25 protein-coding genes are annotated in these 26931 nt (G+C 65.9%); 15 read left to right on the top strand and 10 right to left on the bottom strand.

Features of this window, described 5'->3' with window-relative positions:
* Positions 1-69 precede the first annotated feature (69 nt).
* From Q0982_RS20525 to Q0982_RS20510, 4 genes are all read left to right on the top strand, one after another.
* Entirely contained in the window at positions 70-1146 is a 1077-nt protein-coding gene (locus tag Q0982_RS20525; protein ID WP_299399150.1) for a DUF1612 domain-containing protein, read from the top strand.
* A 686-nt stretch (positions 1147-1832) separates the two neighbouring features.
* Positions 1833-2987 carry a helix-turn-helix transcriptional regulator gene (locus Q0982_RS20520; protein ID WP_299399148.1) on the top strand — a complete coding sequence of 385 codons (1155 nt, stop codon included), beginning with the start codon at positions 1833-1835 and terminating at the stop codon, positions 2985-2987.
* Between the two features lie 201 nt (positions 2988-3188).
* Positions 3189-3938, top strand: coding sequence for a TylF/MycF/NovP-related O-methyltransferase (locus tag Q0982_RS20515; protein ID WP_299399146.1), 750 nt, complete (start codon positions 3189-3191; stop codon positions 3936-3938).
* A gap of 92 nt (positions 3939-4030) precedes the next feature.
* Positions 4031-5749 (top strand): ABC transporter ATP-binding protein, encoded by a 1719-nt coding sequence (locus tag Q0982_RS20510; protein WP_299399145.1) that lies wholly within the window; start codon positions 4031-4033, stop codon positions 5747-5749.
* A 31-nt stretch (positions 5750-5780) separates the two neighbouring features.
* Here Q0982_RS20510 and Q0982_RS20505 read toward each other — a convergent pair whose 3' ends face one another.
* The 5 genes from Q0982_RS20505 to Q0982_RS20485 all read right to left on the bottom strand — a co-directional run bounded on the left by Q0982_RS20505 (position 5781) and on the right by Q0982_RS20485 (position 11564).
* Positions 5781-6527, bottom strand: coding sequence for a 2OG-Fe(II) oxygenase (locus Q0982_RS20505; RefSeq protein WP_299399143.1), 747 nt, complete (start codon positions 6525-6527; stop codon positions 5781-5783).
* Positions 6521-7378 carry an FkbM family methyltransferase gene (locus tag Q0982_RS20500; RefSeq protein ID WP_299399142.1) on the bottom strand — a complete coding sequence of 286 codons (858 nt, stop codon included), beginning with the start codon at positions 7376-7378 and terminating at the stop codon, positions 6521-6523. Before Q0982_RS20500 ends, Q0982_RS20505 begins: the two co-directional genes overlap by 7 nt.
* 27 nt (positions 7379-7405) lie before the next feature.
* Positions 7406-8809, bottom strand: a complete 1404-nt coding sequence (locus Q0982_RS20495; protein ID WP_299399140.1) for a hypothetical protein — start codon at positions 8807-8809, stop codon at positions 7406-7408.
* Positions 8810-9003: 194 nt separating this feature from the next.
* The gene (locus Q0982_RS20490) at positions 9004-10422 is read right to left on the bottom strand and encodes a hypothetical protein (protein ID WP_299399139.1); all 1419 of its coding nucleotides are present in this window, start codon (positions 10420-10422) and stop codon (positions 9004-9006) included.
* Entirely contained in the window at positions 10422-11564 is a 1143-nt protein-coding gene (locus tag Q0982_RS20485) for a mitochondrial fission ELM1 family protein (protein ID WP_299399137.1), read from the bottom strand. The genes Q0982_RS20490 and Q0982_RS20485 overlap by 1 nt, the downstream gene beginning before the upstream one ends.
* Before the next feature lie 174 nt (positions 11565-11738).
* Between Q0982_RS20485 and Q0982_RS20480 the strand changes: the two genes are divergently transcribed.
* The 4 genes from Q0982_RS20480 (at position 11739) to Q0982_RS20465 (ending at position 15493) form a co-directional block, all read left to right on the top strand.
* Positions 11739-12497 (top strand): 2,3-diphosphoglycerate-dependent phosphoglycerate mutase, encoded by a 759-nt coding sequence (locus tag Q0982_RS20480; RefSeq protein WP_299399136.1) that lies wholly within the window; start codon positions 11739-11741, stop codon positions 12495-12497.
* Positions 12498-12681: 184 nt separating this feature from the next.
* Positions 12682-13395, top strand: coding sequence for a sterol desaturase family protein (locus tag Q0982_RS20475; protein WP_322097081.1), 714 nt, complete (start codon positions 12682-12684; stop codon positions 13393-13395).
* A 131-nt stretch (positions 13396-13526) separates the two neighbouring features.
* Positions 13527-14681 (top strand): dATP pyrophosphohydrolase, encoded by a 1155-nt coding sequence (locus Q0982_RS20470; RefSeq protein ID WP_299399133.1) that lies wholly within the window; start codon positions 13527-13529, stop codon positions 14679-14681.
* Positions 14678-15493: a nucleotidyltransferase family protein gene (locus tag Q0982_RS20465; RefSeq protein WP_299399132.1), complete on the top strand. Its 816-nt coding sequence runs from the start codon at positions 14678-14680 to the stop codon at positions 15491-15493. The genes Q0982_RS20470 and Q0982_RS20465 overlap by 4 nt, the downstream gene beginning before the upstream one ends.
* Here the strand turns inward: Q0982_RS20465 and Q0982_RS20460 are convergent.
* Positions 15476-16249 carry a phosphocholine cytidylyltransferase family protein gene (locus tag Q0982_RS20460; RefSeq protein ID WP_299399130.1) on the bottom strand — a complete coding sequence of 258 codons (774 nt, stop codon included), beginning with the start codon at positions 16247-16249 and terminating at the stop codon, positions 15476-15478. The genes Q0982_RS20465 and Q0982_RS20460 overlap by 18 nt on opposite strands.
* Positions 16250-16362: 113 nt before the next feature.
* Here Q0982_RS20460 and Q0982_RS20455 point away from each other — a divergent pair, with 113 nt between their 5' ends.
* Entirely contained in the window at positions 16363-17307 is a 945-nt protein-coding gene (locus Q0982_RS20455) for a metallophosphoesterase (protein WP_299399129.1), read from the top strand.
* A gap of 21 nt (positions 17308-17328) precedes the next feature.
* On the opposite strand, the gene Q0982_RS20450 is transcribed toward Q0982_RS20455, so the two are convergent.
* Positions 17329-17853: a DUF2141 domain-containing protein gene (locus Q0982_RS20450; RefSeq protein WP_299399127.1), complete on the bottom strand. Its 525-nt coding sequence runs from the start codon at positions 17851-17853 to the stop codon at positions 17329-17331.
* Positions 17854-18036: 183 nt separating this feature from the next.
* Here Q0982_RS20450 and Q0982_RS20445 point away from each other — a divergent pair, with 183 nt between their 5' ends.
* The 6 genes from Q0982_RS20445 (at position 18037) to Q0982_RS20420 (ending at position 24344) form a co-directional block, all read left to right on the top strand.
* Entirely contained in the window at positions 18037-18465 is a 429-nt protein-coding gene (locus Q0982_RS20445; RefSeq protein ID WP_299399126.1) for an HIT family protein, read from the top strand.
* Between the two features lie 46 nt (positions 18466-18511).
* Positions 18512-19819: an LptF/LptG family permease gene (locus Q0982_RS20440; RefSeq protein ID WP_299399124.1), complete on the top strand. Its 1308-nt coding sequence runs from the start codon at positions 18512-18514 to the stop codon at positions 19817-19819.
* Positions 19816-20901: an LptF/LptG family permease gene (locus Q0982_RS20435; protein ID WP_299399123.1), complete on the top strand. Its 1086-nt coding sequence runs from the start codon at positions 19816-19818 to the stop codon at positions 20899-20901. The genes Q0982_RS20440 and Q0982_RS20435 overlap by 4 nt, the downstream gene beginning before the upstream one ends.
* 180 nt (positions 20902-21081) lie before the next feature.
* A complete protein-coding gene (locus tag Q0982_RS20430) occupies positions 21082-22353 on the top strand; it encodes a CDP-alcohol phosphatidyltransferase family protein (RefSeq protein WP_299399121.1) in 1272 nt (423 codons plus the stop codon).
* Positions 22354-22355: 2 nt separating this feature from the next.
* A complete protein-coding gene (locus Q0982_RS20425) occupies positions 22356-23378 on the top strand; it encodes a diacylglycerol kinase family protein (RefSeq protein ID WP_299399108.1) in 1023 nt (340 codons plus the stop codon).
* Between the two features lie 3 nt (positions 23379-23381).
* On the top strand, positions 23382-24344 hold the full coding sequence (locus Q0982_RS20420) for a hypothetical protein (protein ID WP_299399105.1): 963 nt from the start codon (positions 23382-23384) through the stop codon (positions 24342-24344).
* Between the two features lie 9 nt (positions 24345-24353).
* Here Q0982_RS20420 and Q0982_RS20415 read toward each other — a convergent pair whose 3' ends face one another.
* The 3 genes from Q0982_RS20415 to Q0982_RS20405 form a co-directional block, all read right to left on the bottom strand.
* Positions 24354-25568, bottom strand: a complete 1215-nt coding sequence (locus tag Q0982_RS20415) for an aminotransferase class I/II-fold pyridoxal phosphate-dependent enzyme (protein ID WP_299399103.1) — start codon at positions 25566-25568, stop codon at positions 24354-24356.
* Complete coding sequence (locus Q0982_RS20410; protein ID WP_299399101.1) at positions 25565-25825, bottom strand: acyl carrier protein; 261 nt, start codon at positions 25823-25825, stop codon at positions 25565-25567. Before Q0982_RS20410 ends, Q0982_RS20415 begins: the two co-directional genes overlap by 4 nt.
* A gap of 103 nt (positions 25826-25928) precedes the next feature.
* Complete coding sequence (locus tag Q0982_RS20405; RefSeq protein WP_299399099.1) at positions 25929-26918, bottom strand: NAD(P)-dependent oxidoreductase; 990 nt, start codon at positions 26916-26918, stop codon at positions 25929-25931.
* Positions 26919-26931 lie beyond the last annotated feature (13 nt).

The following is a 26931-nucleotide window of genomic DNA, read 5'->3' as shown; positions in this document are numbered from 1 at the left end:
CTCATCCGAACGGGTGCCGTACACGGTCAACTGGCGCGCCGATCCCTCCTCCAGCAAAAGGACCGACCCATGCAGGCCTCCCCCCAAGCAGCCGCTGTCAAAGCAAATGCCCTGACGCATGAACTGCAGCACGAACGCCTGCTGCGCGGCCCGGAACGACCGAGCAAGCGTTACGCCCTCGGCCTGCCGTGGGAGAGCTTCGCGCGCGCCTGGAGCCTGGCCGAGGACAGGCTGGCGCGTCTGGAACAACAGCTCCTCTCCAGCGATCTGCGCCACTCCTGGATCTGCCGCGCAGACTTCAAGGAGGTTTCGGCCCTGGTCGCCCGCGAAGGCGAGGCGGTCGCCATGGAAGATCTGGTCCTGGTCGACGCCCAGAGCCTGCCAAGCCGCCCCAGTGCCGCCTGGATCAAGGCCAAGGCCCTGCTGTCGTTGAGGCGTCAGATCGGCCGGGCCGGGCCGGCGAAAACGCTCACCGTGGAAGGTCTTCTCGCCCTGGAGCAACGCCTGATGGAGATCCTCGATGAGGGCGAGGAAAGCGATGAGGCGATGGAAGGGGAACTCGCGGAAGATGGGCGGCGGACGGCAAGCATGGACCGCCTGCAGCGCTGGCTCGACGTGGTCGGCGAATTGGAATCGACGCCGGCGGTCCCAGCCGCGGCCATGGCCTTGCGTGTCTGGCAGCGGATCAAGCCGCTCGATCATTACGGCACGGAGATCGGCCTGCTGCTGGCCCCCCTGCTGCTCTGGCATTGGGGCAAGACGAAGGGCATGACCGTCTGCCTGGCTGCGGGCCTTCAGGAGACCCGTCGGCACCTGGACAGCGCCACGCCGCTGGATGCCTGGATCCGTCAATTCTGCGAAGCCGTTCAGGTAGCCGCGAATGCCGGCCTGGACGAGCACCACAGCATTGCGCGCGGGCGCGCGCGCCTGGTTGAACTGCTGACCCGCCATGGCGCGGGGTCGCGCCTGCCTCATCTGGCCTGGCTGTTCCTGAACTACCCGGCCCTCTCGACGCGCTTCATAAAGCGCCGGCTGGAGCTGACGGCCCAAGGTTCGAACTGGCTTTTACAAGAACTCATTGCCGAAGAGGTTGTCCGTGAAATTACCGGAAAGCCCAAAAACAGAGTTTATAGTTTGGCCTCCTAGCACTCATTACTTTGCAGTCCGACACAATGCCCTATTAGGGCATTGTGTCGGATATTTTGCCCGCTTTTAGCGTATTTGAATCATAAAATATCTGATATACACGCATAAGAATCAGAATCTTATTAGAAATATACATAAAACGCACTTAATACGGGAGACCTTAACACATACAATAGAGGGAACTGGATGATCGAGTAAGTGAGCATCCGGCGATCAGGCGAAGGGACGTAGAGCACTGATCGCAACTCCGCTCATCGGATCGGGCCGCGCCAAAAAAAGTGGCTTGGTGCCCAGCATTCACCCGGTCCGACAACGCCAAACAACAAGGTCGCGTAAGCAATTAACCGTAGTCGCATAGACTATGGGGAGTTGCATCAGCGCCGAGCTAATCACCCCTGAGGGTGACGCACCGCCCCTTCTCCGACCGCTAGCTTTCAGGCGGGGAGTAGAGGGTTGGAATTTAACGTTTTCACACTTGCCGTAGAGGCCGGCCGGCCGGCGCGTCCCTGGATGGGCGCCCGCGGGGGAGTCTGTGCGGCGGGTGGCGTTTTCCAACCGAAGCCCGCTCAGAGTGAGACGATTCTGTACCCGGCATTCTTCGGTTTGCAGGCGCGGCCCGGTACGGAAGGAGCGCACGTCCAACTTGCTGCGTGCGGCACGCCTGCATCCGACCCGGCCGCCGGCGCATGGTAATCGATCGCCAAGCCTTCGATGGCCTTGTCGAGCAGGTCTACCGCGCCTCAACCGGTGAGATCACCTGGCGCGCGGCCTTGCGGTCCATCGCCGCTGCCTTCGATGCTTCCTTTGCGGCCCTGGCATTGGAGCGCTGCGAGCTCTGGCAGCTGCGTCTTGACCCTTCGGAAATCACGCCGATGCCGGTCGCCGCACACCTCTCGACCGATCTCGATAACTTCATCGAGCGCTACTTCGCCTACTACCACCGCCTCGATCCCTTCCGGATCAGCGTGCCGATCGCCTTTTCGCCGACCATCCAACGCCTGCAGGACGTCTGCGATCCGCGGGACTTCGCGAAGAGCGAGTACTACCGGGACTTCGCCAGAGAAGCCGATTCCTTTCACCTTACGCGCTTCACGTCGCGCCTGGATTCCAAGCTGCAGTTGAAGCTCGCGCTGAACCGGGACGAAACCGGGGTTCCCCTCGACGATCTCGAGATTGCGCGCTTCGACTCCCTCACAACCCACGTCATTCGCGGGCTCAAGGTAGAGCGCCACGTCACCCAGATGGGTGCGACGATGGACGCTGCCTTCGAGGCGCTGGACCAGATCGGACGCGCCGCCTTCTTGGTGGACCGCAATGCCAAGGTCGTGCGCATGAACGCGCTGGCCGAGACCCTCAGCTCCACCGCCGACGGCCTGACGGTGCGCGCCGGCAAGCTGGTGCTCGACTCCGGTCAGGGGCAGCGCGGGCTGCTGCAGGCCCTGGCCCAGCGCCTCGGCGAGAACGAAGAGAGCCAGCCCAGCCAGCCGACGGTGATCGCCGTCGAGCGCCCCTCCGGCGCGCGCCCCTACCTGGCAGAGGTCACGCCCTTTGAGTTCGAGGTCTACTGGAGCACAGGTATCGCGGCAACGGCGCTGATCACCATCAACGATCCCGACCCGCGGCCAATCCAAAGCCTGAGCGAGTGGGGCAAGGCCCTGGGGCTGACGCGCGGCGAGTGGCGCGTCGCACGCACCCTGGCCAGCAGCCGCGACGAGGGCGAAGTGGCGCAAGCCCTCGGCATCAGCCTGAACACGGTAAAGACCCACCGCAAACGCATCTATGCCAAGCTCGGCATCAACCGCCGCGCCGAACTGACGGCAATGATCCCCGGCTTGCGCTGACGGCCTGCCTCTATTGCGGCGGCCTGGCACGCGCCGGGGGGCGCGGCCACCGCCGTCGCCGCTGCCTTGCCTCAGCAGTCGGCGTGCCGCGCCCGAGGGCGGCACCCGCAGAACGCTTGGGAAAACGCTTCGGATCATGCGGCTTGCGGTGCCAGGAAAATCCTGCCAAACACGGAGCCGCGTCCGAAAGAGGCATTTCCTGTGCAGCTACGAAAACTCCTGCGCTACGGCTATCGATCCCTGACCGGAGAGCCGCACGAAAAGCGCGACTTCTCGTTCTATGTCATGAACCAGCTTGCCAAGTGGCTGGACATGAGGATCTACAACAAACACACGAACTGGCAGGACGACCGCGACTTCCTGGCGGTCATGCGCCGCTTCGACCCGCGCTATCCGCGTGTCAAGGAACGCCAGTTCTTTCTGTACAACCTGGCCCGCAGCCTGCGCCACCTGACCGGAGAAACCGCCGAATGCGGGGCCCTGGGCGGCGCATCGAGCCACGTGATCATGTCGGCCTTCGAGGACGACAGGGCGCATCACATCTTCGATTCCTTCAGCGGCCTGTCCGAGCCCACCGAACACGACAAGCCGAAGACGACAGAGGTGCGGGCCCTGCAGGCCGGCGAGTTCGCCAGCCCGCTGGAGGCCACCCGCCGGAATCTGGCAGAGCACCCCCATGCCATGTTCTACAAAGGCTGGATCCCGGAACGCTTCGATGAGGTGGCCGACAAGCAGTTCTGCCTGGTCAGCGTCGATGTCGACTTCTACGAGCCGACGCGGGACTCGGTCCTCTTCTTCTTTCCGCGGCTGGTGCCGGGCGGTGCACTGATCTGCGACGACTACGGGTTCAGCACCTGTCCGGGCGCCAAAAAGGCCATGGACGAGGCCGCGGAAAGCCTGGGGCGCAGGGTGATTCACGTCCCCACCGGTCAGGGCTTGATCCTGAAGTAAGGGCAATTGGCCGCCCGGACGGGCCTGGACGGCCCTGGCCCGCCGGCCACATTGACCTTGACCCCTCCGGCATAACCGCAAATACATGGGCGATGATCGGTATTCTGCGCATCTTCTACGGCGCCGAGGGAACCAAGCCCTGGCTGGTTCTGGCCTGTCTGCTGCTTGCCGGGATCTTCGAAGGCATCGGCCTTGCCTCCCTCCTGCCGCTGCTGTCCCTGGCCATCAACGACGGCGCTGCGGACGGCTCGGTCCTTGTCGGCTATGTCGAGAGCGCCCTGGCGGTCGTCGGCCTGAAGCCCGAGCTCGGCCTGCTTCTGGCGCTCGTGGTCGGGGCCATCGTCCTGAAGTGCCTGTTGACGGTCGTGGCGATGTCCTACGTCGGCTATGCGGTTGCCGAAGTCGCAACCGGCCTGCGCGCCGACCTGATCGGGCGGCTGTTGAAGGTGCGCTGGGGATACTTCACACATCAGCCGGTCGGGCGGATTGCCAACGCGGTCAGTGTCGATGCGACGCGCTCGGGACATGCCTACCTGATGGCGGCGAACTTTCAGGTGAACGCCATCCAGACCGTCGTCTACAGCGTCGTCGCCGCCCTGGTGTCCTGGCAGCTGGCGCTGGCGGCGCTGGCTGTGGGCGGCGTTATCGCATTGTCGCTGCACTTCCTGGTACGGATCACAAAGAAAGCCGGGCGGCGGCAGACGGAGCGCACCTCGGAACTGGTGATCTATCTGAGCGACGCCCTCAGCAACATCAAACCGCTCAAGGCGATGGCCAGGGCGGGCAAGTTCGCCAACCTCTTCGAGCGCAAGATCAGGCAGCTGAAGCGCGCGCTGCGGCGCCAGGTGATCAGTCAGTACGCTCTGAAAAACCTCGAGGAGATGCTCGTCGTCATAGTGATCGGCATCGGGTTCTACTTCGCCGTCACCCGTTGGCAGGTTCCCGTTGCGCAGCTTATGGTGATGGGCATCCTGCTCTATCAGGCGGTCTCCAGCGTCGGCAAGATGCAGCGCCAGTTTCAGAAGGCGGTCCTGTTGGAAAGCCCCTACTGGTCGATGCGCGAGCTCATTGAGGAAGCCGCAGCCGCCGAGGAGCCGAACCCGGGCCACACCGTTCCAAGTCTTGTCCGCGGATGCGGCCTCGAGTCTGTGACCTTCGCTCACGACAGCGAAAAGATCCTCGACGCCGTGTCGCTGGAGGTCCCGGCCGGCGGCCTGACCGTGATTACCGGCGCCTCGGGGTCCGGCAAGACGACCTTGATCGACCTTCTGCTGGGGCTGCACCAGCCGCAGAGCGGGCGCATTCTGATCGACGGCGTGCCTCTCGGCGAGATCGACCTGCAGGCCTGGCGCAGCTTGGTGGGCTATGTGCCGCAGGAACTGATCCTGTTCCACGATACCGTGCTCGCCAACATTACGCTCGGCGATCCGAACCTCGGCGAGGCCGAGGTGCGCGAAGCCCTGGAGGCCGCAGGGGCCTGGGATTTCGTCAGCGCCATGCCCCAGGGCCCCTACACCGTCGTCGGCGAGAAGGGGGCGAAGCTCTCCGGCGGACAGCGCCAGCGCATCGCGCTTGCACGCGCCCTCGCCACAAAGCCGAAGCTCTTGATTCTGGACGAGGTCACCAGCGCGCTCGATCCGCGCACGGAACGCGACATCTGCCGCAACATCGATGCGCTGAGCCGCGACATGACGGTCCTGGCCATCACCCACCGGGAAGCCTGGACGGAGATTGCCGAGCGGACCTTCCGGCTGGAGCAGGGTGCCGTGACGCTGGTGAAGAACGACGGGAACCTGAAGCGGCCCGCCTGACCAAGCAGGTGGGTGGCGCGGCCGGCGGCGGTCAGTTGGCCTCTATATTGATGGTCAGGGTTCGCCGCAGGACTTTGGAGTCATTCCCGGTCATCGGCCAGACCGCATGCCAGGAATTGTAGGTCTTGACGAACACCAGGCACTGGTTCGGCTCGAAGGGGTAGGTTCGCACGCAGTCGACCTCGTCGAAATCCATATAGCCGTTGACGAAGTTGTAGCTGCGGGCGCGGTCCTTGGGCCAGACCACACTGGTGCCACCGCCGTACTCCTCTTTCCACTCGTCCTCCCGCAGGATCGGGATCACCATGGTCACGACCTTCGAGGGATGGTCGGTGTGGGGGCGGATGTTGCCGCCGGTCACCGGCATGGAAGAGAATTCGAAGCGTGAACGCAAACGCGGGATATGCGGCTGCGGGCTTCTCTTCTTCAAGGCCTTGAAACGCTTAAGGGCCCGCTGCTGCCACGACACGTTGGCCAGGCCGAGATCGATGTTGTGCGCCTTCAACATCGTCATAGTGTCGACAATGAAGCTCTCACTCGCGATGTAGTCGTAAAAGCGTCCCCAGGCCTCATTCTTGCGGAGATGGTCGAAGTAGCCGGCTTTGTTGTTGTGGCGCGACAGCGAGTACTTGACCCCGTTGAACTCTTTCAGAACGAAGGTCTGATCGTCCGGAAAGGTGTCGATCAGTTCCCGATAGAGATCCGCGTCCAGGGCGCCGCGCGCGAGGCCGATCGGATAGGGGTCGTAGTCGAACTTGATGGACTCGAAATTCAACATGCCGCCACCGCTTCCTCGGCCGGGCGGAAGACCGCGTTGTAGGCGACCTGCTCCGGGTCGGTGCCGGCGCCGATCTGGCGCAGTCCGCCCATGGTATCGTTGCGCGAGGCGAAGGCGTAACCCTGTGCTTCCATAAAGCCGAACAGCGCGTCCTTCTCGCGCGCATTGACTTCGACGCTGACCGCGCGGGGGCGCTGGCTTCCGTTCAGGAGCTGACGCATACCGCGCAGAATGCGGGCCTCGTTACCGTCGACGTCGATCTTAATGACATTGGGAACCCGCATCGTGCCGGCGGCAATCAAGTCGTCCAGGCTGGTGCCGTACTTCATCTCGGTCACCAGGGGCACGTAGTCCTGCTCGTCGACATCGACGGCCGCATGAAGCTGGCTGCCGGAGGAGCCGGCCTCCAGGCTCATGTAGTGGAACGGAAACACACCGGGCGCGTCCGTCAGGGCCAGCGAGAAGGGTGTGATGCGCCGGCAGAAGCCATTGCGCCGGATGCTCTCCACGAGACTGGCGAAGTTGGCGGCCAAGGGCTCGAAGGCGTAGACCTGACCGGTCTCGCCGACGCGGGACGCGGCCATCAGGCTGTAGAGACCGACATTGGCGCCGATGTCGCAGAACACATCGCCTTCGCGCAGTTCCTGGCGAATCAGCTCGATGGTGCCGACTTCTTTCAGATAGATGCTGCTGATTCGCCACAGCTCGCGGAAGGAAGCAGGGTCGAAGCGGTAGGCGTTATCCCCGTCGCGCAGCTCGCAGCGGCCCATCAGTCGCCGGGCCAGCCCGAAGCGCAGCTTGGCCACACGCCGGCGCGCGCCCTTCAGCTTGGAGTATCCGAGTTCTGCCATTCTGGTCCGATCCGGCGATGCCCTGGCTTAGCCGCGAAAGACCCGGTCGCTCTTACCGAACTTGCCCTTGAGCTGGGCGCAGAGCGTCCACTGTTTGCCCGGATTGCGGCGGGCTGCGGCATCCAGCTGTTCGCGCCACCACTCCGGCGGCTGGATGGTGCAGTGGGCATTCTGTCCGTCCGGCAGGAACTTCTTCGCCGGATAGCAGGCCGCCACCGCGTAGACGAAGTGCCGCGCGTGCCGGAACAGCTTGTCCAGCACCCAGGAGATGTCCTCTTCGGTGATGTGCTCCAGCACATCGGTGCAGATGACCCCGTCGTAGCTTTGCTCAATGGGCCCGGCGTAGGGTTCGTATCCCGGGTCGTAGCAGGTGACCTTGGTGTCGCCCCATTCCTTCTGGGATTTGAAGCGCGAATCATCCGCTTCGCCCGGATAGGGTTCATAGTACAGAGCCTTGCCCGAGCCGTAGTCCAGAAGCGTGGTCGCCCCGGTCGACTTGATCAGGTTCGCGATCGGGCCGACATGCTCGATCAGCGACTTGCCCGAGAAGGTCTTCTCCGGCGGGCGCCCGACGTCCGGCGAGCCCTGTTCGTGCATGGTCTTGTACATCGCGACCATGTTGCGATAGCGCTGGCTGGGCCGATCCTCGGTGAACAGCGTGAAGCCGGCGGCATCGGCCGCTTGCTCCATCTCGAACCAGATCTGCCCGTTCGGATTCTCCTTGTAGCGCAGCACCTTCGGGAACGGCCGCCAGGGCTGCATCTGCAGCGTTGTGTAGTGCAGCAGCTTGGAGACGCCCGGCTCGTACTCGTGGTCGCGGGAATTCCACAGACCGGAAAGCTGGCGCCACATGCCGTCGATCGCCTGCACGCGGTGGCGGAAGAACTTGTGCCGCTCGCCCCTCTCGGCATCTTCGCGGTGCCAGAGCTTGGCCATCTTTTCGCAGTCCAGAAGCATCACCGCGGTTTCCTTTTCGGTGATGCACATCTGGCCGGCGCCCTGCATGTCCAGATCGAAGAGTTCGGCCGGGTCGGTCAGATAGATCTGATCGACGTCGTTGTAGATCGCCCGGCCGGTCTTCCCGGCCAGATCGGGGATGGCGTAGCGGTAGGCGGTAAACCCGGTCTTCCACTTCGTCCTGTCGAAGCCTTCGAGATCCTTCATCAGATAGATCTCGTAGCGGCGCGCCGGATCGCGCGCCTGCAGGATCGACCAGACGAAGATCCGCTCCGCACGATGCTGGGCCGGTTCGGTGCCCAGGTAGATGCGCACCGGGGGTTTCGGGCTCGGCTCGACGCCGGGCTCGACGTCCAGGGCCACCAGTTCGGGCTCCTTGCGGGTGCCGAGAGGGCGGTTCCGCTCAAGGCGCAACAGATGCCCGATTCGCTTGTGGTAGTACTTGGTCTTGAAACTGGGCTGGACAGCAGTCAAGGACTTACTCTCTCAACAATCGGTGGGCGCAAATGAACAAAGGCCTTGATGGCCGGACGGCTCGCGCCCTGGGCGGGCCGTCGACAAGGCAAAGGCATACAACCGAAGAACGGCCGAGCCCCGGGGAACTCTGAACCGGTTTCCCTTTAAATCAGACGCGCCCGCCGGGGACAAGGGAGAGTTGGCCTGCGCGCTCAGCGCGGTTCCGCCCCCAAGGCCGCCGGGGGCGGCTTGCCGTCGGCCAAAGCCTCCTCGGCATCAAGCCGGGCGGCGCAGTGCTCCTCCCAGCGCGCCTTCAGCGCAGGACTGAGGATCACCAGCTCGCCCTCATAGAGATCCAAGGCCTCCAGCAGCAGCGCCAGCTCCGAGTCGGCATCGTGTCCCGGTGAGTAGGCATTCGGCGTTTTGCTGTCGCCCGGGTAGGTGCCGTCCGGATGGCTGAAGAGGTCGATGCCCGAAATGACCAGCCGGGCGGGCTTCAACGCCACTGCGGTTGCCAGCATGGCGGCGCCGTTGGTTGGCCGGATCCCCTGCCAGCGGGGCTCCGAAAGGTAGAGGTCGAAGCGTTCGATCGTCGCATAGCTGGTCCGGCCGCGCCCTGGCCGCAGAAAGCGGGTGACCAGGAGCCGCCCCTCGGACTTGATGCTCTGGAGGCCGAAGATCGGCGCACGGATCGCTGCCAGCGTTGCCTTGGCGCCGGTGAAGACCATATCGGGCGCCGTGAGGAAGCCGCGCGTGTGCCAGACATGGTTCACCCGGAAGAGGCTGTCGAACCGCACCTGGCCAACCTCCGGCGCTTCGGAAGACGGCCCGTTGCCCAGACAGAGGATCGTCTCTGGATTGCCGAGACGCTCGCGCAGCCGGTCGAGGGTGTCGAGGCGCTCCACCTTCGCCGCGAGCCACGCCCTGAAGCGCGGGTTCTCCATGCCGCGCAGCGCTGCCTGTTCCAGCCGGCGCCGCAGCGGGCGCTGGGCGCTGCGCATCAGCTTGAGGTCCTGTCCGAGGAGCGGCGTGACAACACCGAGAAACGCCTCCCGGCGCGCCTCCGGCTCAGCGCCGGGCAACGTCACACGCTCGGCCGACAGGCCGCTTTCCAGAAGCGATGCCTCGGCCGCCTGGCTGGCCACAAGGCAATGCTGAACGCCGTCGAGGTCGTCGGCTTTGAGCGTCCGGGATGAAGCCCTCTCCGCCCCACCACCAGCCCCCAAATCGGCCAGAACGACCGGCGCGGCGCGGCGAAGGGCCGCCCGCAGAACAAAGCGGTCCAGGCGGTCTGCCGAGCCCAGCAGGACCACCGCGCGGACGTTCAGATTGATCAGGTAGCGGCTGGCGCAGAGGGCCAGCGGCAACGGCGGCGGCAAGACGATCGCCCAGGGAAAACGCGCCGCCAACCAGCCGCGAACACCCGGATCGGCGGCGGTGAACAGGAAGTCCAGCCGCGGAAAGCGATCGGCCAGCGTCCGCACCGCCGCCTCAACCGCCTCGAAAGCGTTGCGGTCGGCCCCATGGAACCAGATCGTCCGCTCGCCGGAGAACCGAACCTTGCCGCAGCGAACAAGGAACCCTTCGGCAGTGGACCCGTTGTTCCGCCGCGCTGGATGTCCCGACGCCATCACCTGCGCTCCAGCAACAGCCTGACGCGGTCCAGCAGCCTGCTCTGGCCTGGGTGCGGTTCCGGCCTTTGCGGCACCCCGGCTTCGGAGAACGGCTTGGCGAGCCCCGCCTCCGCGAGGCCGCGGTGCAGGATCTCCAGGTCGCGCGGCGGAACGACCCATCCTCTGCCGATCAGGCCGCTGCAAAGGCTTGCGCGCCACCCCCTGGCCGCTTGCGCCTGGGCCAGCACCCAGCCGGAAAGGCGGGCACGCAGGGAGCGGGGGCGTGCAGCAACGGGATAGATGAAGAGCGGTTTGGCGGTCGCGGCGGCTTCGGCCAGCATCGATTCGCTTTCCCCCGTCACCACGAGAATGTCCGCCTGCGCCAGGTACCCGAGATAGGGGTTTTCGCTCTGATCCGCGCGCCAGCAATGCAGCCCTGCCCCGGGTGCGCCGCGGCGCAAGGCCGATTCGACCGGCTGGCCGCTGCGCCGGCTTGTCACGCAGGTGAGCGACCCTTCGAGCCCTGCGGCGAAGCTCTCGACCTCGCTCGCCATCCTCTCGGCGGCCTCGGCCGTCAGCCGGTGGTGCGCCGTGGTGCCGCCGACCAGCAGCACGACCCGCGGCGCGGAGGCCCCGTCCAGGAGCTCCGGCCAGCGCGCAGCCGCCTCCCGCAGACGGTCCGCGTTGACCTGTGTCGGCGGCAGCAGCACCTGGACGCGCTTGGGATGATCGGGAAGCTGAAAGTGCCGGCAGCTCACGGCGAGATCGAACGGTCCGGCGACATTGGCGCCCTTGCGGCCGAGCTGAACGAGGCGCGTGCGGTTACCGCTCTGGCGCTTGATCCAGCGCGCCACCGGGACGGAACGGCGGCCCATGGCAATCACCAGATCGGGCCAGGGTGGCCGCAGGCCGGCCGCGGCATCGCGGCGCAGCGTCACCAGGCTGGCGCCCAGCAGACGGTTGCTGATCCGGTTGACCGGCGTGAAGCGGAGGCTCTTGGTTTCGTAGGGCCAGCCAAGGGCCTCTGCGAGGCCGACAACCTGGGTCACATGACCGGGACGATCGTCCAGCAGCAGCCATACCAGGGGTGTCCGCGCGTTGGCCCTGCTCGGCTCCGGCGGCTGGTCCTCCAACGCGGCTTGGGGCTGCACTGCGGTCATACTGCGGTCATGGCGGTCGGCAGGTTGCGTTTCTCTGTCGCCTTAAGAACAGGCCGCCCCTGACCCCGGCGCAGGGGAGCATTTGCGGGCGGCGCCTCTAGGGTTTATATCCCCTGGTCCCAACGGTAAAGGCCCTCGCCGGCCATGGCATGGTCCGGCAAAGCAGGGGAGAAAATGCCTACACTTGTCCTGGTGCGACACGGCAAGACCGAGTGGTCGAAGCAGAACCGCTTTGCTGGCTGGGCCGATGCCCCTTTGAGCGCCGAAGGCCGGCGGGAGGCCCATGCCGCTGGCCGGCTGGTGGCCGACCTGGGCCTGACCTTCGGGCTCTGCGCCACCTCCTGCCTCAGCCGGGCTGCCGAGTCCCTCTCGGTGATGCTTGAGGCCATGGAGCGCCCCGATCTGGCGGTGACCCGGAGCTGGCGGCTGAACGAACGCCACTACGGCATTCTGCAGGGCGAGAACCGGGCCAGGATGGCCCTGCGCCACGGCAACCAGCAACTGGCCCAATGGCGGCGCCATTTCACGGCCGCGCCACCGCCGCTGCCCGACGGCGATCCGCGGCTGCCCTGCCGGGATCCGCTCTACACCGGAATCGACCCGGCCCTGCTGCCGCGCAGCGAAAGCCTGGAGCAGGCAAGCGCGCGGGTCGCGCCCTGGTGGCAGGAAGCGCTCGCCCCGCGTCTCAGCCAGGACGAGGATGCGCTGGTGGTGGCCCACACCAGCAGCATCCGAGGACTGGCCCGCCAGATCGAGCACCTCGACGATGCCAGCGCCGCGGCGTTTCGGATCGCCACCGCGACCCCCGTGGTCTACCGGCTGGACCGGGATCTCAAGGTCCTGGACAAGCGCGAGATCACGGCCGGCTGGGGCGGGCGCCTGCGCCAGCTCGTGAACCGCCACAAGCCGGGCACCCGCATCTCCTGGATCTGAGGCTTTCGTTACCCAACTGATGGGCGTCGGCGACCCGGAAAGGCTTGTCAAAGCGTTGATTCTCAGCCTCCTACGCCCTAGCTTGGGTCTCATCCCAGTGAAGTCAGCCTGAGAAACCCAAAGGTTCGCGATCGTGCTGATCAGCAGAACGCCCTGGTCGGGGCGCAAGTACTTTCTCGACAAGATGACCCTGCGCGAGTTGGTCTGGGCCTATGTGACCTATCCGGCCATTCAGGCCTATGCGCTGCTCACCTTGGTGAGCGCGGGCCTTGCCGCCTATTGGGGCGGGCAGCCGCTGGCCATGGCCGCCGCGGTCGCCGCAACGCTGCTGGTCTATCCGGTCGTCTGGTATGTACTGCACCGCTTTGTGCTGCACGGCCGCCTGCTCTACCGGTTTCCGCAGACCGCGGCCCTGTGGAAGCGCATCCATTTCGACCACCACCGCGATCCCAACGATCTGGGCGTCCTGTTCGGCTCGCTCTACACCACGCTGCCGACGATCCTGGCCGTCACCATTCCGATCGGCTGGCTGATCGGCGGCCCGGGCGCCGCGGCGGCGGCGGCCGCCACGGGCATCGTGACGACCTGCTTCTACGAGTTCTGCCACTGCATCCAGCATCTTCCCTTCACGCCGAAGCTGGCTTTCCTCAGACGGATCAAGCGCCATCATCTGGCTCATCACTTCCACAGCGAACAGGGCAACTTCGGCATCACCAACTTCTTCTGGGACCGGGTGTTCAACACCTTCTATGCCGATGCGAAGCAGATGCCGCGCAGCGCCACCGTCTTCAACCTCGGCTACACCGGCCCGGAGACCCAGCGCTTTCCCTGGGTGGCGGAACTTTCGGGCTTGGCCGCCGACGGCAGCCAGGTGCAGCGGCACAGACGGGATGACTGAACAGCCCCGGGATCTGGCACGGGATCTGGCACGGGATCTGGCGCGGGATCTGGCGCGGGATCCGGCCGGCGGCCACCCGGCGAACCGCCGCCGCCCCACCCGCTGATCGGGCCCGGGAGCGCCGGAAGGGCATGACCAGCGGCAGCCAGGCGCTGAGCATCAAGGCCGTGGAGACCGCCGCCGAGCGGGAGGCCTTCATCCGCCTGCCCTGGACGCTCTACCGCGACGACGCAGCCTGGGTCCCGCCGCTGCTGCAGGAGCGCCGCGACCACCTCAATCCCGGCAAGAACCCGTTTTTCCAGGACGCCAAGGCGCGATTCTGGCTGGCCCTGCGCGGCGGCCGGCCGGTGGGCCGGATCTCCGCCCAGGTCAACCACAGCCACCTGGCCCGCCACCGCGACGCGACCGGCCACTTCGGCATGCTGGAGGCCGAAGATGATGCGGAGACGTTCCAGGCCCTCACCGAGACGGCCGAAACCTGGCTGCGCGAACAGGGGATGCGGCGCATTGCCGGTCCCTTCAACCTGTCGATCAACGAGGAACTCGGACTTCTGGTCGACGGATTCGCGACCCCGCCGTACCTGCTGATGGGCCATGCCCGGCCCTACTATGCCGGTCTTCTGGAGGCGCTGGGCTACCGCAAGCTGAAGGATCTCCTGTGCTATCACTATGATGCCCGCACGCAGCCCCCGCCGCCGGTGGCAGCACTCCTGCGCAAGGCCGCCGCGCTGGACACGCTGACAGTGCGGCCGATGGATATGGGCCGCTACGAGCAGGAACTCTCCACGATCATGGACATCTTCAACGATGCCTGGTCGGAAAACTGGGGCTTCGTTCCCATGTCCGAGGCCGAGTTGAAGCGGACGGCAAAGGACCTGAAACCGATCGTCCGCCCGCAGTCAATCGCCATCGCCGAACTGGACGGCGTACCCGTGGCCATGGCCATCAGCCTGCCCAACGTGAACGAAGCCATCGCCGACCTGGACGGACGCCTGCTGCCGTTCGGCTGGGCCAGGCTGATCTGGCGGCTGAAGGTGAACACCACCAAGACCGCCCGTGTGCCCCTGATGGGCGTGCGGCGGACCCACCAGGGCGGCCTCATGGGGGCCATGCTGGCGTTCTCGGTAATCGAACGGATCCGCCAGAGCCAGTGTGCGCTGGGCGTCGAGCACGGCGAACTGTCCTGGGTGCTGGAAGACAACCAGCCGATGATCCGCATGATCGAGGCGCTGGGGGCGGTTCCTTACAAGACCTACCGCCTCTACGGGCGCGACCTCGCCGCATGAGCCCCGCGCCGGCCCTGCCTGAAGACAGGCGCTTCACCGCCCTGGTGCTGGCCGCCGACCGTGGCGTCGGCGACCCGGTTTCCCGCGCCGCCGGGGTCGACCACAAGTGCCTCGCCATGGTCGCCGGAACGCCGATGCTGGAGAGGGTCATCGGGGCCCTGGCCGAGAGCCCGCAGATCGGGGCGATTGCCGTCTGCCTGGCCGACCCGCTGCTGCTCGACCGCTTCGACGGGCTGGCGGCGCTGCGCCGGAGCGGCCGTCTCTCGGCCCTGCCTGCGGCCGCCACGCCGAGCCAGAGCGTTCTCCAGGCACTGGACGCCCTGGACAGGCCCTTTCCCGTTCTCATCACGACCGGCGATCATGCCCTCTTGAGCCGCGCGATGGTCGACCACTTCTGTGCCGAGAGCCTGAGCGGCGGTGCCGCGGTCACCGCCGGCCTCACGGCCTCCGGCACCCTGCTGGCGCGCTATCCGGCCTCCCGGCGCACCTATCTGCGCTTTCGTGACGAGCGCTATTCCGGCAGCAATCTCTTCGCCCTGCTGGGCACGGAAGGCCTGGAGGCCGTGCGTCTCTGGCGCAGGGTCGAACAGCACCGCAAGCAGCCCTGGCGGATCGCCGCCCTCTTCGGGCCGATCCTGCTGCTCGGCTACCTGCTGCGGCGCTTCAGTCTGGACGAGGCCATGGCGCGGGTGTCCAGGCGGCTCGGGATTGCGGTGTCAGCGGTGAAGATGCCTTTTGCGGAGGCCGCGATCGACGTCGACAAGCCGGAGGATCTTGACCTCGTGGAACAGATCCTAGGAGGACCTGGCTGACTTGAGGACGGGATCGGCGTCCGGCTGCCACGACGCCACCATCTGGCGGGCGGCCTTGAGATCGACGGGATAGTCGATCTCGCACCAGTCGTGGCCGCTGATCGTGACCGCCTGTATCTCGAGCTCCGACGCCAGCGATGCGACCACCGAGAGATACCATTGGCGGAGCGCCTGGGCGTCCTGCATGGCAGCCTCCAGCGCGGCGACAAAGCGCGCCGGCCCCTCGCCGCGGAAATACAGCATGCCGATGGACTCGCCATGCACCCGCTCCGCCGGCAGGGTCTTGCCGATGTCCAGCAGGCGCTTGCCGTCCAGTTCCACCTTCATGTCGTCGTCGTCGTAGCGGTCCTTGTGGTCAACCGCGAGGCTGACGGCCGCCGCCGGGCTTGCGAGCAGCGTCTCCAGAACCGGCTGGCTGAACAGGGTGTCGCTGTTCAGCAGCAGAAAGTCCCCCTCCATCTCCTGGCGGGCCATCCAACAGGTCGCCAGGTTGTCCGCGACCGCATAAAAGGGGTTGTAGACCGGGCGAAAAGCGGCCTGAGGCCAGCGTTCGGCGCATCGGGTGAGGCTGCGCTCGACCGCCGCCAGGTTGAAGCCGGCCAGGAACACGATTTCGTCGACGCCGCAGTTCACCAGGGCATCGACCTGCCACTCAAGCAGGCTCTGCCTGCCAACGGGGAGGAGCGCCTTGGGTTCGACTTCTGTGAGCGGAAGCAGGCGCCGGCCCTGGCCGGCCCCAATAACCAATGCTTTCAATGCAGAAAGAACCCCTTAGGCGATTTTACCTTTGACCCTGAGGGGCATTTTGATCACATGTTCCCGCAGAAACGTCAACCTTCGAGCTGCCGATAGGGCCTGCGAAGAAACAGGTGTTTACCCTCGCCCATCTCTCCGACCCGCATCTCGGCCCGCTGCCCGCGGTGCGGCCGGCGGACATCCTGAACAAGCGCTTCTTCGGCTATCTCTCGTGGCTGCGCAAGCGCCGGGCGATGCACCGCCCGGAGGTGCTGGCCGCCCTGGCCGCGGATCTGGCGACCACCGGGGCCGACCACCTGGTCATCACCGGCGACCTGACCAACATCGCCCTGGAGCAGGAGTTTTCCCAGGTCGGGGAATGGCTGCACAGCCTGGGCAGCGCCGAGCAGGTCACCGTCATCCCCGGCAACCACGATGCCTACGTGGCGGTTCCCTGGGAGGCCTCTCTCGGCAAGTGGCAGGCCTTCATGACGGGAGATCCGACCGGCAGCGAACCCATAAACGGCGCCGCCCGGCCCGGTCCATCGCCCAACCCTCAGAAAACCGGGCCCGACGCCTTTCCCTTCGTGCGGTACCGCGGCCCGGCGGCCATCCTGGGCCTCAGCTCAGCCCAGCCGACGCCGCTGTTCTGCGCGCACGGCACCCTCGGCGAAGCCCAGCTGGCGCGCCTCAGCGACGCCCTGGAGCGCCTGGGACGGGAAGGCTGGTTCCGGGTCGTGCTGCTTCATCATCCGCCGAGCCTGGAGGGCATCGCCCGGCGCAAGCGCCTGATCGATGCCGAGCCCTTCCGCAAGGTGATCGCCGAACGCGGTGCCGAGTTGGTGCTGCATGGCCACGATCACACCTTCGGCAAGCAGACCATCGACGGTGCGGAGGGCCCCGTGCCGGTTCTGGGCGTGCCTTCAGCCTCGGCGGCCAGCAGCGGCAAGAAGCCGCAGGCGCACTATCAGCTCTACACCATTGCGCAAGACGCAAAGCGCTGGCGCATCGATGTGACCGCCCGCGGCTTCGACCCGGCCGGCGGGCGGTTCTCCGAGACCCGGCGCTACAGTCTGTAAAGGCCTAAGGTCCGGAGGACCCTACAGATAGAGTACGGAGATGCTCACCTTGGTGGTGCTTCCGTTGACCGAAAACAGGGTTTCCTCCTGCTCCGGCTTGCCGAAGCGGAACCCCGGATTGTTCGAGAAGCCGTAGCCTTCCGAAGGAATGCCGAGGAAATTCCGATCGAACTCTTTGTTGCCGTTCTCATCGTGATAGAGTGCGATCGAGTAACGGCCCTCGGCCGGGGCCTTAAGGCACAGCAGCGTCTCGCCCTCATTGGCCTCGACCCTTATGCGGTCAAGCCGCTGCCCCCGCTTCAGGAAGCCTTCCGGGTCATCGCCGTACAAGACCGCTGTTATCAACCCTTTGGAATTGCGCACATTTTCGACTTTGACCTCAATCTGCGCGCCCTCTTCCGCCGTGCAGGCCGCCTGCTCGGCAGCGATCGCGTCGCCTTGCGCGATCCCCATGGCAAGCACGCCCAGGCCGAGAATTGCGGCCAGCCCCAAGCTGGCCTGTTTCAAGCTGGCCCGTTTCAAGGTTGAGATCCGGGAAATGATCATCACATCTCCTTATCGTCCGGCAGCAAAACGCCGCCAGGCTCCCGGCGGCTTTCACTAGTACGGCTGCGATGGCGGGAACATCCCCATGCAAAGCAGCCGCCGTCGGGCGCTTCAGCCCCAGCGAGGTATGACCCTGTCGTGACTTTGTCAAGCGGACCCCAAACCCTCCGGCCCAATGCGACCATGCAAAAGTTCGGCTATCCCGGTTCCCTGATCCGGGAGTACGGGCACTGGGTGGTGCTGCTGCGTCCCCATCAGGCAACCCTGGGCGCCCTGGTGCTGGCCTGCAAGGACGAGGCCGGGGCGTTCAGCGAGATCAGCGCAGAGGCCTATGGCGAGCTTCAGCAGGCCGTCAGGGACATCGAAACCGGGCTGCGCGCGTTCCGCCCCTATCAGAAGATCAACTATCTCATGCTCATGATGGTCGATCCGGACGTCCACTTTCACGTGCTTCCGCGCTATGACAGCGGCCAGGAGTTCGCCGGAACGATCTATCCGGATGCCGGCTGGCCCGCAGCCCCAGACCTGTCGTCCGGGGTTACGCCGGATGCGGCCGCCCTGGCGCAGCTCGGTGAAGCTGTGAAGGCCGCCTGGCCGGGTTCGGCAGCCTGACGGCCGAAGGCGGGCCGAAAGAGGCAGACGGAAAGCGGAGCCCAGAGTGCCGACGATCAGCAGCTATCTTCTGAGGCAGACCATGATGCCGCTGGTGGTGACCGTCGGCATCGCTCTGCTCGTGCTGCTGACCGAGCGGATGCTGCGCCTCTTGGACATGGTGCTCGATTCCGACGGCGGCCTGACCGTGCTGCTGCAGATGCTGGCCTTTCTCGTCCCGCATTACATGGCGCTGGCGCTCCCGGCGGCCTTTTTTCTCGGCGTTTTTCTCGCATTCAGCCGCCTGCACCACGCCCGGGAGCTCGATGCACTGGGGTCGGCAGGCATCGGTCTGCCGCAGCTTCTGCGGCCCGTGATGATCCTGGCGCTGGTCCTCACCGCCGTCTCGGCGGTGAACTTCACGCTCGGCCAGCCCTATGCCCGCTACACCTACCGCGCGCTGATCCATGAGGTCGCGGAGCAGGCGGTGAACACCTACCTGCAGCCCCGCACCTTCATGGAGGCGAACGGCACCACCTTCATGGCCAACGGCGTACGCCGCGGCAGCCGCGAGTTCAGCGGCGTCTTCCTTTACGAAGAAGACGAAGACGGAAACAGCATCACCATGACCGCGGAGCGCGGCCGGCTGGTGATCTCCGAGACGACCGGCGGCTCAACCCTTGTTCTGTCGAACGGCGTGCGCCTGGAGGCCGGGCCGGCGGCTGACCCCGACGCCGGGGCCGACCGCGATACGGCAGAACGCGATACGGCAGAACGCGATTCAGCGGACAGCACAGCGGAAGAGGGCCGGAAGGTCGGGGTCCTGAACTTCGGCCGTCTGCAGCTGCCAACCAATCTGGTCGGTCAAGAGGCCTTTCGCCCGCGCGGCGAGGACGAACGCGAGCTGACCTTGCTGGAGCTCTGGCAGTACCGCGCGACACCCCCGCCTGATGTAACCAGCGATCAGATGCTGGCCGAGTTTCACGACCGGCTGGTGCGCACCTTCTCGCTGACCTTTCTGCCCTTCCTCGCGGTTGCCCTTGCCATCGGGCCGCGAAGAAGCCACCAGGGTTACGGGATCGCGGCGGGTCTGTTTCTTCTGATCGTCTACAACCAGGCACTCAGCATCGGCAAGTCGATTTCCTCGGTCGGCCATGTGAGCGCGCTTGTCGGACAGTGGCTGCCTTTTCTCCTGATCGTCGCCGTCAGCGTTTTCCTGTTTTATCGGCGCGCCTACGTGGTGACCCGGGGGGCCGCCTGGCCCTCGCCGGCCGAGCTGGTCAAGGCGATCCTGCAGTCCATGCGGCCCGGCGGCGACGCCAAGCGCCAGGCGTCTACGGGCCAGGCGTCTACGGGCCAGGCGTCTACGGAATGAGGGTTCTCACCCGATATGTGACGCGGCTGTTCGTCGCGCGATTTGCCCTCCTGCTGTTCGGCATGGGTGCGTTTCTGATGGGCCTCGATCTGATGGCCAATGCCAGGGGCGTCATGGCTCATGACGACGGCGGAACGGCGGCGCTGGCGCGTTACGTCATGCTGCGTTCGCCGACCATCGTTTCGGACCTGATAAAGATCGCAACGCTGCTGGCCGGCCTCCTTACCCTGACGCTTCTCATCCGGCACGGCGAACTGACGGCGATCTGGAACTCCGGCGTCTCGCAGTTCGGTCTGGTGGGGCGCCTGATTCCCCTGGCCATCGTGCTCGGCGGCCTGCAGTTCGTCGTCGACAACGAACTCGTGCCACCCAGTGTCCAGGCGCTTCAGGAATGGGGCGTCGCCGAGGACAACAGCCGGCCGACGCTGCAGGACAGCAGCGGCATGACCTGGATCCATGTCGGCGACGACATTGTCCGGATTCCCGCCGAGAACATCGATGCCGAGGGGCTCCGCGACTTTACGCTCTTCGAGCGCAGCGCAGAGGGAAGGCTGCTGGCACGCGTCGACGTGCGCCACGCCGAGTACCGCGACGGCCTGTGGCAACTCTTCGGCGTCACGACGGTTCCGGCGGCAGGAGGCCGGCCAACCTTTGAAGCCCAGCGGACCTGGCCGATCGACCTTCAGGCCGCCAACCTGCAGCATCTGCTGGCGCACCCGAGGGACCTTTCTTTCTACGAGACGCAGCGCTTCGTCGACGGCAGAGGCGGCAGCACATGGGCCCCCTACCTCTACGAGACCTGGCATTATGCCAAGCTGGCAGATTGCCTGATTCCCTTCCTGATGCTCTGCCTCAGCGTGTTCCTTGCCCAACAGTCGCAACGCTCCGGGCGGCTGGGCCTCCTCCTCATCGGCGGTATTGCTGTCGGTTTCTCTTTTTTCATATTCAACGGAATCACCCTTGCAATGGGTGAGGTCGGGCTGCTGCCGCCGCTGCTTGCCAGCATCGCACCCCTGGCGATCTTCGGCGCGGTCGCCGCCAGTGTCGCCTACTGGCACGAGTTGAAGCACCGCCCCACCTAGGCCGGCCCCCTCAGCCCTTTCTACCGGCTGCGCTGCGCAGCCGGCCTTGACAAGCCGGGGTCCGTTCGCCAAATGGGGCGCTTCAGCCGTTCCCCGCAGGTTTGACGGGCCCCGTCCCGGAGGTCGCCGCGGACTTCGCCCCACACTTTGCCAGGGCGGACTTCAAAAAAGAGAGCCCAGGTGCGCGCCGAAACCGAAACAGGGACATCCCAGGATCAATCAGCCCAGGATCACTCCGCCCAGGAGATCTCGGCCCAGGAGATCTCCGCCCAGGAGACCTCCGCCAGCCGGACGGAGGGGCCCGAAGCCCCGCGAACGGCCTGCCTGATCGGCAAAGGCACGCTTGAGATCTGGTTCGCGACCCCGGAAGACCGGCTGCGGCGCAGCTTTGCCGCAGCGGGAATCGATTGCTTTGTTCCGGACTCCGCGCTCGCAGGAGAGGACCAGGCGGTCATCCTCGTCCGTGCCGATGCGGTGATCGACACGCCGCTGGTCAAAGCCTTGCTGAACGCCCCCGGCGCCGTGCTGCTGTCCAACGGGGACCCTGCCGGGGTGCCGCTGGCAGTGCATGCCCCGGCCGGACTGGCAGAGGCCGGCGCGGCCGTTCTGCAGTCCGCGCAGGGGACGCCGCTTCCCGAGGGCCTGAGGCCGGTCCGCAGTGCCGAACTGGGCGCGTCGTACTGGGAGGCCCTGCGCAAGCGGGAAGAACCCTACGCCCTGCTGCCCGACCGCGAAACGCGCGCAGCAGCCGAGTGGCGCATGTTCATGGGCACCTACAAGGGCGCCACGGATCTCGTCACCAAATGGCTCTGGCCGCGTCCCGCCTTCTACGTCACCAAGCTCTGCGCACGCCTCGGCATCTCCCCCAACCAGGTCACCGCGGTCAGCCTTGTCGCCGTAATCGCGGCCTTCTACTGGTTCTGGGAGGGCAACTGGCTGCCGGGATTGCTGGCCGCCTGGCTGATGACCTTCCTCGACACCGTCGACGGCAAGCTTGCCCGCATCACGCTGCGCTCGTCGAAGTTCGGCAATGTCTTCGACCATTCCATCGATCTCATCCATCCGCCCTTCTGGTACGTCGCCTGGGGGCTGGGCCTGCAGCAGGGTGCCCATGGACTGGACAGCGGGACCCTGACCCTCGCGCTCACCGTGATTGTCGCGGGCTACATCCTGCAACGGGTGATCGAGGGCATCGCCATCTGGCGCCTGGGCCTGGAAATCCACATCTGGCGGCGCATCGATACCTGGTTTCGGCTGGTCACCGCCCGGCGCAACCCCAACCTCGTGCTGCTCACCCTGGCTGCGGTGCTGGGACGTCCCGATCTCGGCCTCATTGCCGTTGCCGTCTGGACCGCGGTCTGCCTGCTGCTCCACGTCCTGCAGCTCTTTCAAGCGATGGCGGCGGCGCGCGGCAGAGGGCGCCTGAGATCCTGGATGACCGAGCCGCGCTGACCATGGGCAGCCTCGGCGTCATCACCAATCCGCGCAGCCAGAAGAACAAGCGGGGCATCGAGAAGCTGGACGCCGCCATCGCCGGAGTACCCGGCGCCCGCCACGCGGTGCTGGAGACCGTCGCCGACATCCCCGAGATCCTGGCCGACTTCGCCCGCAGAGAGATCGATACCGTGGCCGTTGCGGGGGGAGACGGCACCATCCAGGCCGTGCTGACCGCTCTCTTCGGCGACCGCCCTTACGCGCAGCCGCCGCGCCTGGCGGTGCTGCCCTGCGGCATGACCAACATGATCGCCGGCGACGTCGGCCTGCGCGGAAGCATGAGCGCGGGTGTGGCGAAGCTCGGCAGACTGCTGCAGAGCGCGGACGAAGAGGAGATCGCCCGGACCACAGCGGAACGGCAGATCCTGCGGCTTGAAAACGCGCGCGGCAGACCCCCGCAGTACGGCATGTTCTTTGGCGGCGCGGCCATCTATCGCGCCATCATCGCTTGCCGGTCCAAAGTCCATCCCTACAAAGTCAAGGCCGATACCGCCGCCGCCGTTACCCTGGCGGGTCTCCTCGCCGACTGGCTGCTGCGCGGCCGCGGCGCCCGGCAAGGCGATGCCGAGGCCAGCGCCGGTCCAGGCAGGGGCGGTCCAGGCAGGAAGGTCTTTTCCGGCGACAGGATCGACGTCACCTTCGACAACCAGCCAGCCGAACATCTCACCAGCCTGGTGATCCTGGCGACCACGCTGGACCGTCTTGTGTTGGGCAGCCGGCCGTTCTGGGACGGCGGCGACGGACAGTTCCGCTTCACGAGTATCGCCTACCCGCCCGAGCGTCTCCTGCGCTATGCCGGCCGCGTGCTTTATGGCGGCGAAGACCGCAAGCTGCCCGAAACAAGCTATCTCAGCCGGCGGGCCAACCGGGTCTCGCTCGCCATGGACTGCCCCTTCACCCTGGATGGCGAGCTCTTTGAGCCTGAGCCCGGGTGCCCCGTCCTGCTTGCCGCCGACCAGCAAATCCGCTTCGTGAGGGTTTGAGCGGTGAGCAGCGGAGAGCTTGAGGCACTGCTGCAGGCAGAGGTTCAACGCCCCGTCGCCCCCTCTGTCGCCCAGCCCATCGCCGCGATCGCCGAAGCCGCAAAGCAGCGGCACGGGGCTGTGGCCGCAACGCTGTTCTACGGCTCCTGTCTTGGCCGCGAAACCCTCGAAGGCCGGATCGCGGACCTCTATCTTCTGGTCGACAGCTATGCCGACGCTCACCGCAGCGGTCTGAGCGCGCTGGCCAACCGGGCCTTGCCGCCAAACGTCTACTACCTGGAAACGCGGGATGCCGAGGGCGCCGTCGTGCGCGCCAAGTACGCCGTCTGTTCGCTTGCCGACTTTGCCGCCGGGGCCGGGGGACGCTGGTTCCATCCTTATCTCTGGGCCCGCTTCGCGCAGCCTTGCCGGCTCGTCTACAGCCGCGATGCCGACGTCAGGGCACAGGTGACGTCAGTCCTCGCCCGCTCCGTTCTCCATACGGTGACGGAGGGCGCCGCCCTGATGCAAAGCAACTTCACGGTCGAGGATCTGTGGACGGCGACGTTCCGCGAAACCTACCGCACGGAGCTGCGGGCCGAAGGTCCGGATCGAGTCAAAGATCTCTACGATGCAAACCGCCAATACTTCGAGGCCTTGGGCAAAGCCGCCCTCTTCGCGCTGAAGGTGCCTGCGGTCGCCGGGCAAGACGGCGCGCCGGCAGGCCCGACGCGTTACGCTTGCCCGGCACCCGGTGGCTCACCCCAAAGCAAGTGGCGGCTGCGCCGTGTCCAGGGCAAGCTGCTCTCGGTGCTGCGGCTGATGAAGGCGGCCTTCACCTTCGCCGATGGCCCGGACTACCTGGCATGGAAGATCGAGCGGCACTCAGGCGTGGCCGTGACCCTGACCCCCTGGCAGCGCCGGCACCCTCTGCTGGCGGCCCCGCTTCTGTTCTGGCAGCTCTACCGCCGCGGCGCCTTCCGCTGAGAGCGGCGGCTACTCGGCGGCTGATTGGGTCGCCTGCCAGGCTTTCAACGCTTCGAGACAGCTGCCGAAGATCTCGCAGATGCGCTGGACCTGCGCGGGCGTGTGTGCCGCTGAAAGGCTACAGCGCAACAGCGAGCTGCCGTCCGGTGTGCCCGGCGGCAGCGCGAGGTTCACGTAGACCCCGGCTTCCATCAGGGCGTTCCACATGTAGACCGCCGCTGCCTCGCTCGGCATCTTGAGGGCGATGATCGCACTCGTCTCGGCACAGATGGTGAAACCGAGATCCTTCAGCCCGTCGTAGAGAGTACGGGCGTTCTGCCAGAGCTGCTGGCGCAGTTCCGGGCGCGCTTGGATCTTTTCGAGGGCCGCCATTGCCGTGGCAATGGTCGACGGCGAGGAAGAGGCGGTGAACATGTAAGGCCGGCTCGTATAGCGCAGGCGCTCGAAGCCCGGGTGATCGGAAGCGCCAAAGCCGCCGACCGCGCCCAGGCTCTTGCTGAAGGTGCCGACAACGTAATCGACGTCCTCTTCGACCCCGGCGGACTCGACGACGCCGCGGCCGCGGTCGCCGAAGACACCCAGCGAATGCGCCTCGTCGACCAATAGTTCGACACCATGACGGCGCTTCACATCGGCAAACTCGCCCAGCGGCGCCTGATCGCCGAGCATGCTGTAGATGCCCTCCACGACCACCAGGGTGCCGCCCGTTCCTCCGCTCAGCCGGGACAGACGTTTGTCCAGGTCCTCGGGCGAGTTATGCCGGAAACGGACGAGCTTGGCGCCGCTGAGGCGGCAGCCGTCATAGATGCTGGCATGCGAATCTGCATCCAGCAGAATCGTGTCTTCGGGACCGGCCAGGCCTGCGAGGATTCCGAGGTTGGCCTGATAGCCGGTCGGAAACACCATCGCCGCATGGCGGCCCAGAAAACCGGCAATCGCCTGTTCGAGGCCGCGATGACTGGCATAGGTGCCGTTGGCAATGCGCGAACCGGTCGTCCCGGTGCCTTCGCGCGTCACGGCATCGGCCGTCGCGGCGACGCAGTCGGGATCGAACGTCAGGCCCAGATAGTTGTTCGTGCCAACCAGAATGACATCCCGGCCGTTGATCACGGCTTCGGTGGCCGAGACGATCCGATCCATGCAGATGTTGAAGGGGTCCCGGCCAAACGACAGAAGACGCTGGTGGCGCAGGGAGACCTTGTCGTATTTGTCGAGCAAACTCATTGGGCCGGCTTCTTGCTCAGTTCGGCGAGGACTGCATCGACCAGGTCCTGCAGCGTCTTCACGTCCGGCAGCAAGCTGATGGGAATGTCGATTTCAAAGCGGTCCTCAACCTCCATGACCATGTTCATGGCAGCGACGGAGTCCATGCCGAGATCGGTGGCAAGGTCTGTCTCCGGCTGCAGATCGACGGACTGCGGGTTAAACGGCTCGAGCAGCCGAACCACCTCCGCATGGACCTCATCGGCAGTCCATTGCATGTGTTTACCTCGTTGCTTGGTTTGGCCCTGAACAAGAGCCTGAGATTCACCGCTCACCGGTCCGACCGCACTCCCAATGCCTTCCCCAGCCCTGAAACAGCCCCTAAATCCAGCCCGCAGCCTTATACCATGCCAGGGTCTTTGACAAACCCTCGTCGAAGCCAACCGACGGTTGCCAGAAGGGAAACTCGTTGAGCCGGTTGGTCCGGCAAACCCAGTCCGGATGGGCAATCTCGTTGACCTTGCCCTGGGACAGCATCGGGGCCCTGCCCGTCACCAGGGCGGAGCCGACGCTGACCGCCGCCGCGAGACGCTGCACGGCCAGGGGCACTGCAAAACTGCGAACCCTGCGCCCCAGATGGCCCTCGGCCGCCGCAAGAACCTCCGCCCAGCTGTAGCCACTAGCCTTGCCGTCATCGATCTCCAGGACCGAGGCGCGCGGAACCGTGGTGTGCGATACAGGTGCGTTCTGTGCCGGGGGCCCCAGCAGCGCCACGACAGCGGCGGCAAGGTCCTCGACATAGATCATCGAAAACCGCCCGCGCGTCCGCGGAATCACCGCAAAACCCTTGGAAATCTGCCGAAAAAGGTCCAGCGTGGCGTGATCCCCGGGCCCGTAGACGACCGGCGGCCGCAGAACCTGCCAGAACAAGCCGACCCCCTCCTTCCGCAGGGTCTCCTCGCCCCTGTACTTGCTGGCGGCGTAGGGGGAAACCTGTGGTTCGCGCGCCGCCAGGGACGAGACGAGCAGGAAGCGGGGCGGCACCGGCTGGGCGGCGGCAGTCTCGACCAGGCGGGCTGTGCCGTCACGGTTTACCTGATCGAAGGCACTGGAACGGCGGGCCGCCACAAGGCCGGCGCAATGCACCACCACGTCGGCACCCTCGACCAGCGCCGCCAAGGCGTCCCGCGATTCGAGCGACCCTGTTACCGGCGTCACGCCGGGCGCCGGTCCGCCCAACCCGCCCTGCCGCCGGGTCAGCGCCCTGACGCGCCAGCCGGCGGCTGTCAATTGGCGGAGGATATGACCACCGACGAAGCCGGTGGCACCGGTCAGGGCGACACAGCCGGGCGCCGGCGTGGTCTCAGTCATGCTCCGTCAGCTT

Source organism: Pelagibius sp., assembly GCF_028281305.1.
GTDB lineage: Bacteria > Pseudomonadota > Alphaproteobacteria > Kiloniellales > Kiloniellaceae > Pelagibius.
This window is presented reverse-complemented; position numbering and strand designations above follow the sequence as displayed.

What these genes read in the sequence shown, in the direction of transcription:
- Q0982_RS20525 (WP_299399150.1), top strand. Translation starts at nt 70, where the DNA reads ATGCAGGCCTCCCCCCAAGCAGCCGCTGTCAAAGCAAATGCCCTGACG.
- Q0982_RS20520 (WP_299399148.1), top strand. Translation starts at nt 1,833, where the DNA reads ATGGTAATCGATCGCCAAGCCTTCGATGGCCTTGTCGAGCAGGTCTAC.
- Q0982_RS20510 (WP_299399145.1), top strand. Translation starts at nt 4,031, where the DNA reads ATGATCGGTATTCTGCGCATCTTCTACGGCGCCGAGGGAACCAAGCCC.
- Q0982_RS20505 (WP_299399143.1), bottom strand. Translation starts at nt 6,527, where the DNA reads ATGTTGAATTTCGAGTCCATCAAGTTCGACTACGACCCCTATCCGATC.
- Q0982_RS20500 (WP_299399142.1), bottom strand. Translation starts at nt 7,378, where the DNA reads ATGGCAGAACTCGGATACTCCAAGCTGAAGGGCGCGCGCCGGCGTGTG.
- Q0982_RS20490 (WP_299399139.1), bottom strand. Translation starts at nt 10,422, where the DNA reads ATGGCGTCGGGACATCCAGCGCGGCGGAACAACGGGTCCACTGCCGAA.
- Q0982_RS20485 (WP_299399137.1), bottom strand. Translation starts at nt 11,564, where the DNA reads ATGACCGCAGTGCAGCCCCAAGCCGCGTTGGAGGACCAGCCGCCGGAG.
- Q0982_RS20480 (WP_299399136.1), top strand. Translation starts at nt 11,739, where the DNA reads ATGCCTACACTTGTCCTGGTGCGACACGGCAAGACCGAGTGGTCGAAG.
- Q0982_RS20475 (WP_322097081.1), top strand. Translation starts at nt 12,682, where the DNA reads ATGACCCTGCGCGAGTTGGTCTGGGCCTATGTGACCTATCCGGCCATT.
- Q0982_RS20470 (WP_299399133.1), top strand. Translation starts at nt 13,527, where the DNA reads ATGACCAGCGGCAGCCAGGCGCTGAGCATCAAGGCCGTGGAGACCGCC.
- Q0982_RS20465 (WP_299399132.1), top strand. Translation starts at nt 14,678, where the DNA reads ATGAGCCCCGCGCCGGCCCTGCCTGAAGACAGGCGCTTCACCGCCCTG.
- Q0982_RS20450 (WP_299399127.1), bottom strand. Translation starts at nt 17,853, where the DNA reads ATGATCATTTCCCGGATCTCAACCTTGAAACGGGCCAGCTTGAAACAG.
- Q0982_RS20445 (WP_299399126.1), top strand. Translation starts at nt 18,037, where the DNA reads ATGCAAAAGTTCGGCTATCCCGGTTCCCTGATCCGGGAGTACGGGCAC.
- Q0982_RS20435 (WP_299399123.1), top strand. Translation starts at nt 19,816, where the DNA reads ATGAGGGTTCTCACCCGATATGTGACGCGGCTGTTCGTCGCGCGATTT.
- Q0982_RS20425 (WP_299399108.1), top strand. Translation starts at nt 22,356, where the DNA reads ATGGGCAGCCTCGGCGTCATCACCAATCCGCGCAGCCAGAAGAACAAG.
- Q0982_RS20415 (WP_299399103.1), bottom strand. Translation starts at nt 25,568, where the DNA reads ATGAGTTTGCTCGACAAATACGACAAGGTCTCCCTGCGCCACCAGCGT.
- Q0982_RS20410 (WP_299399101.1), bottom strand. Translation starts at nt 25,825, where the DNA reads ATGCAATGGACTGCCGATGAGGTCCATGCGGAGGTGGTTCGGCTGCTC.
- Q0982_RS20405 (WP_299399099.1), bottom strand. Translation starts at nt 26,918, where the DNA reads ATGACTGAGACCACGCCGGCGCCCGGCTGTGTCGCCCTGACCGGTGCC.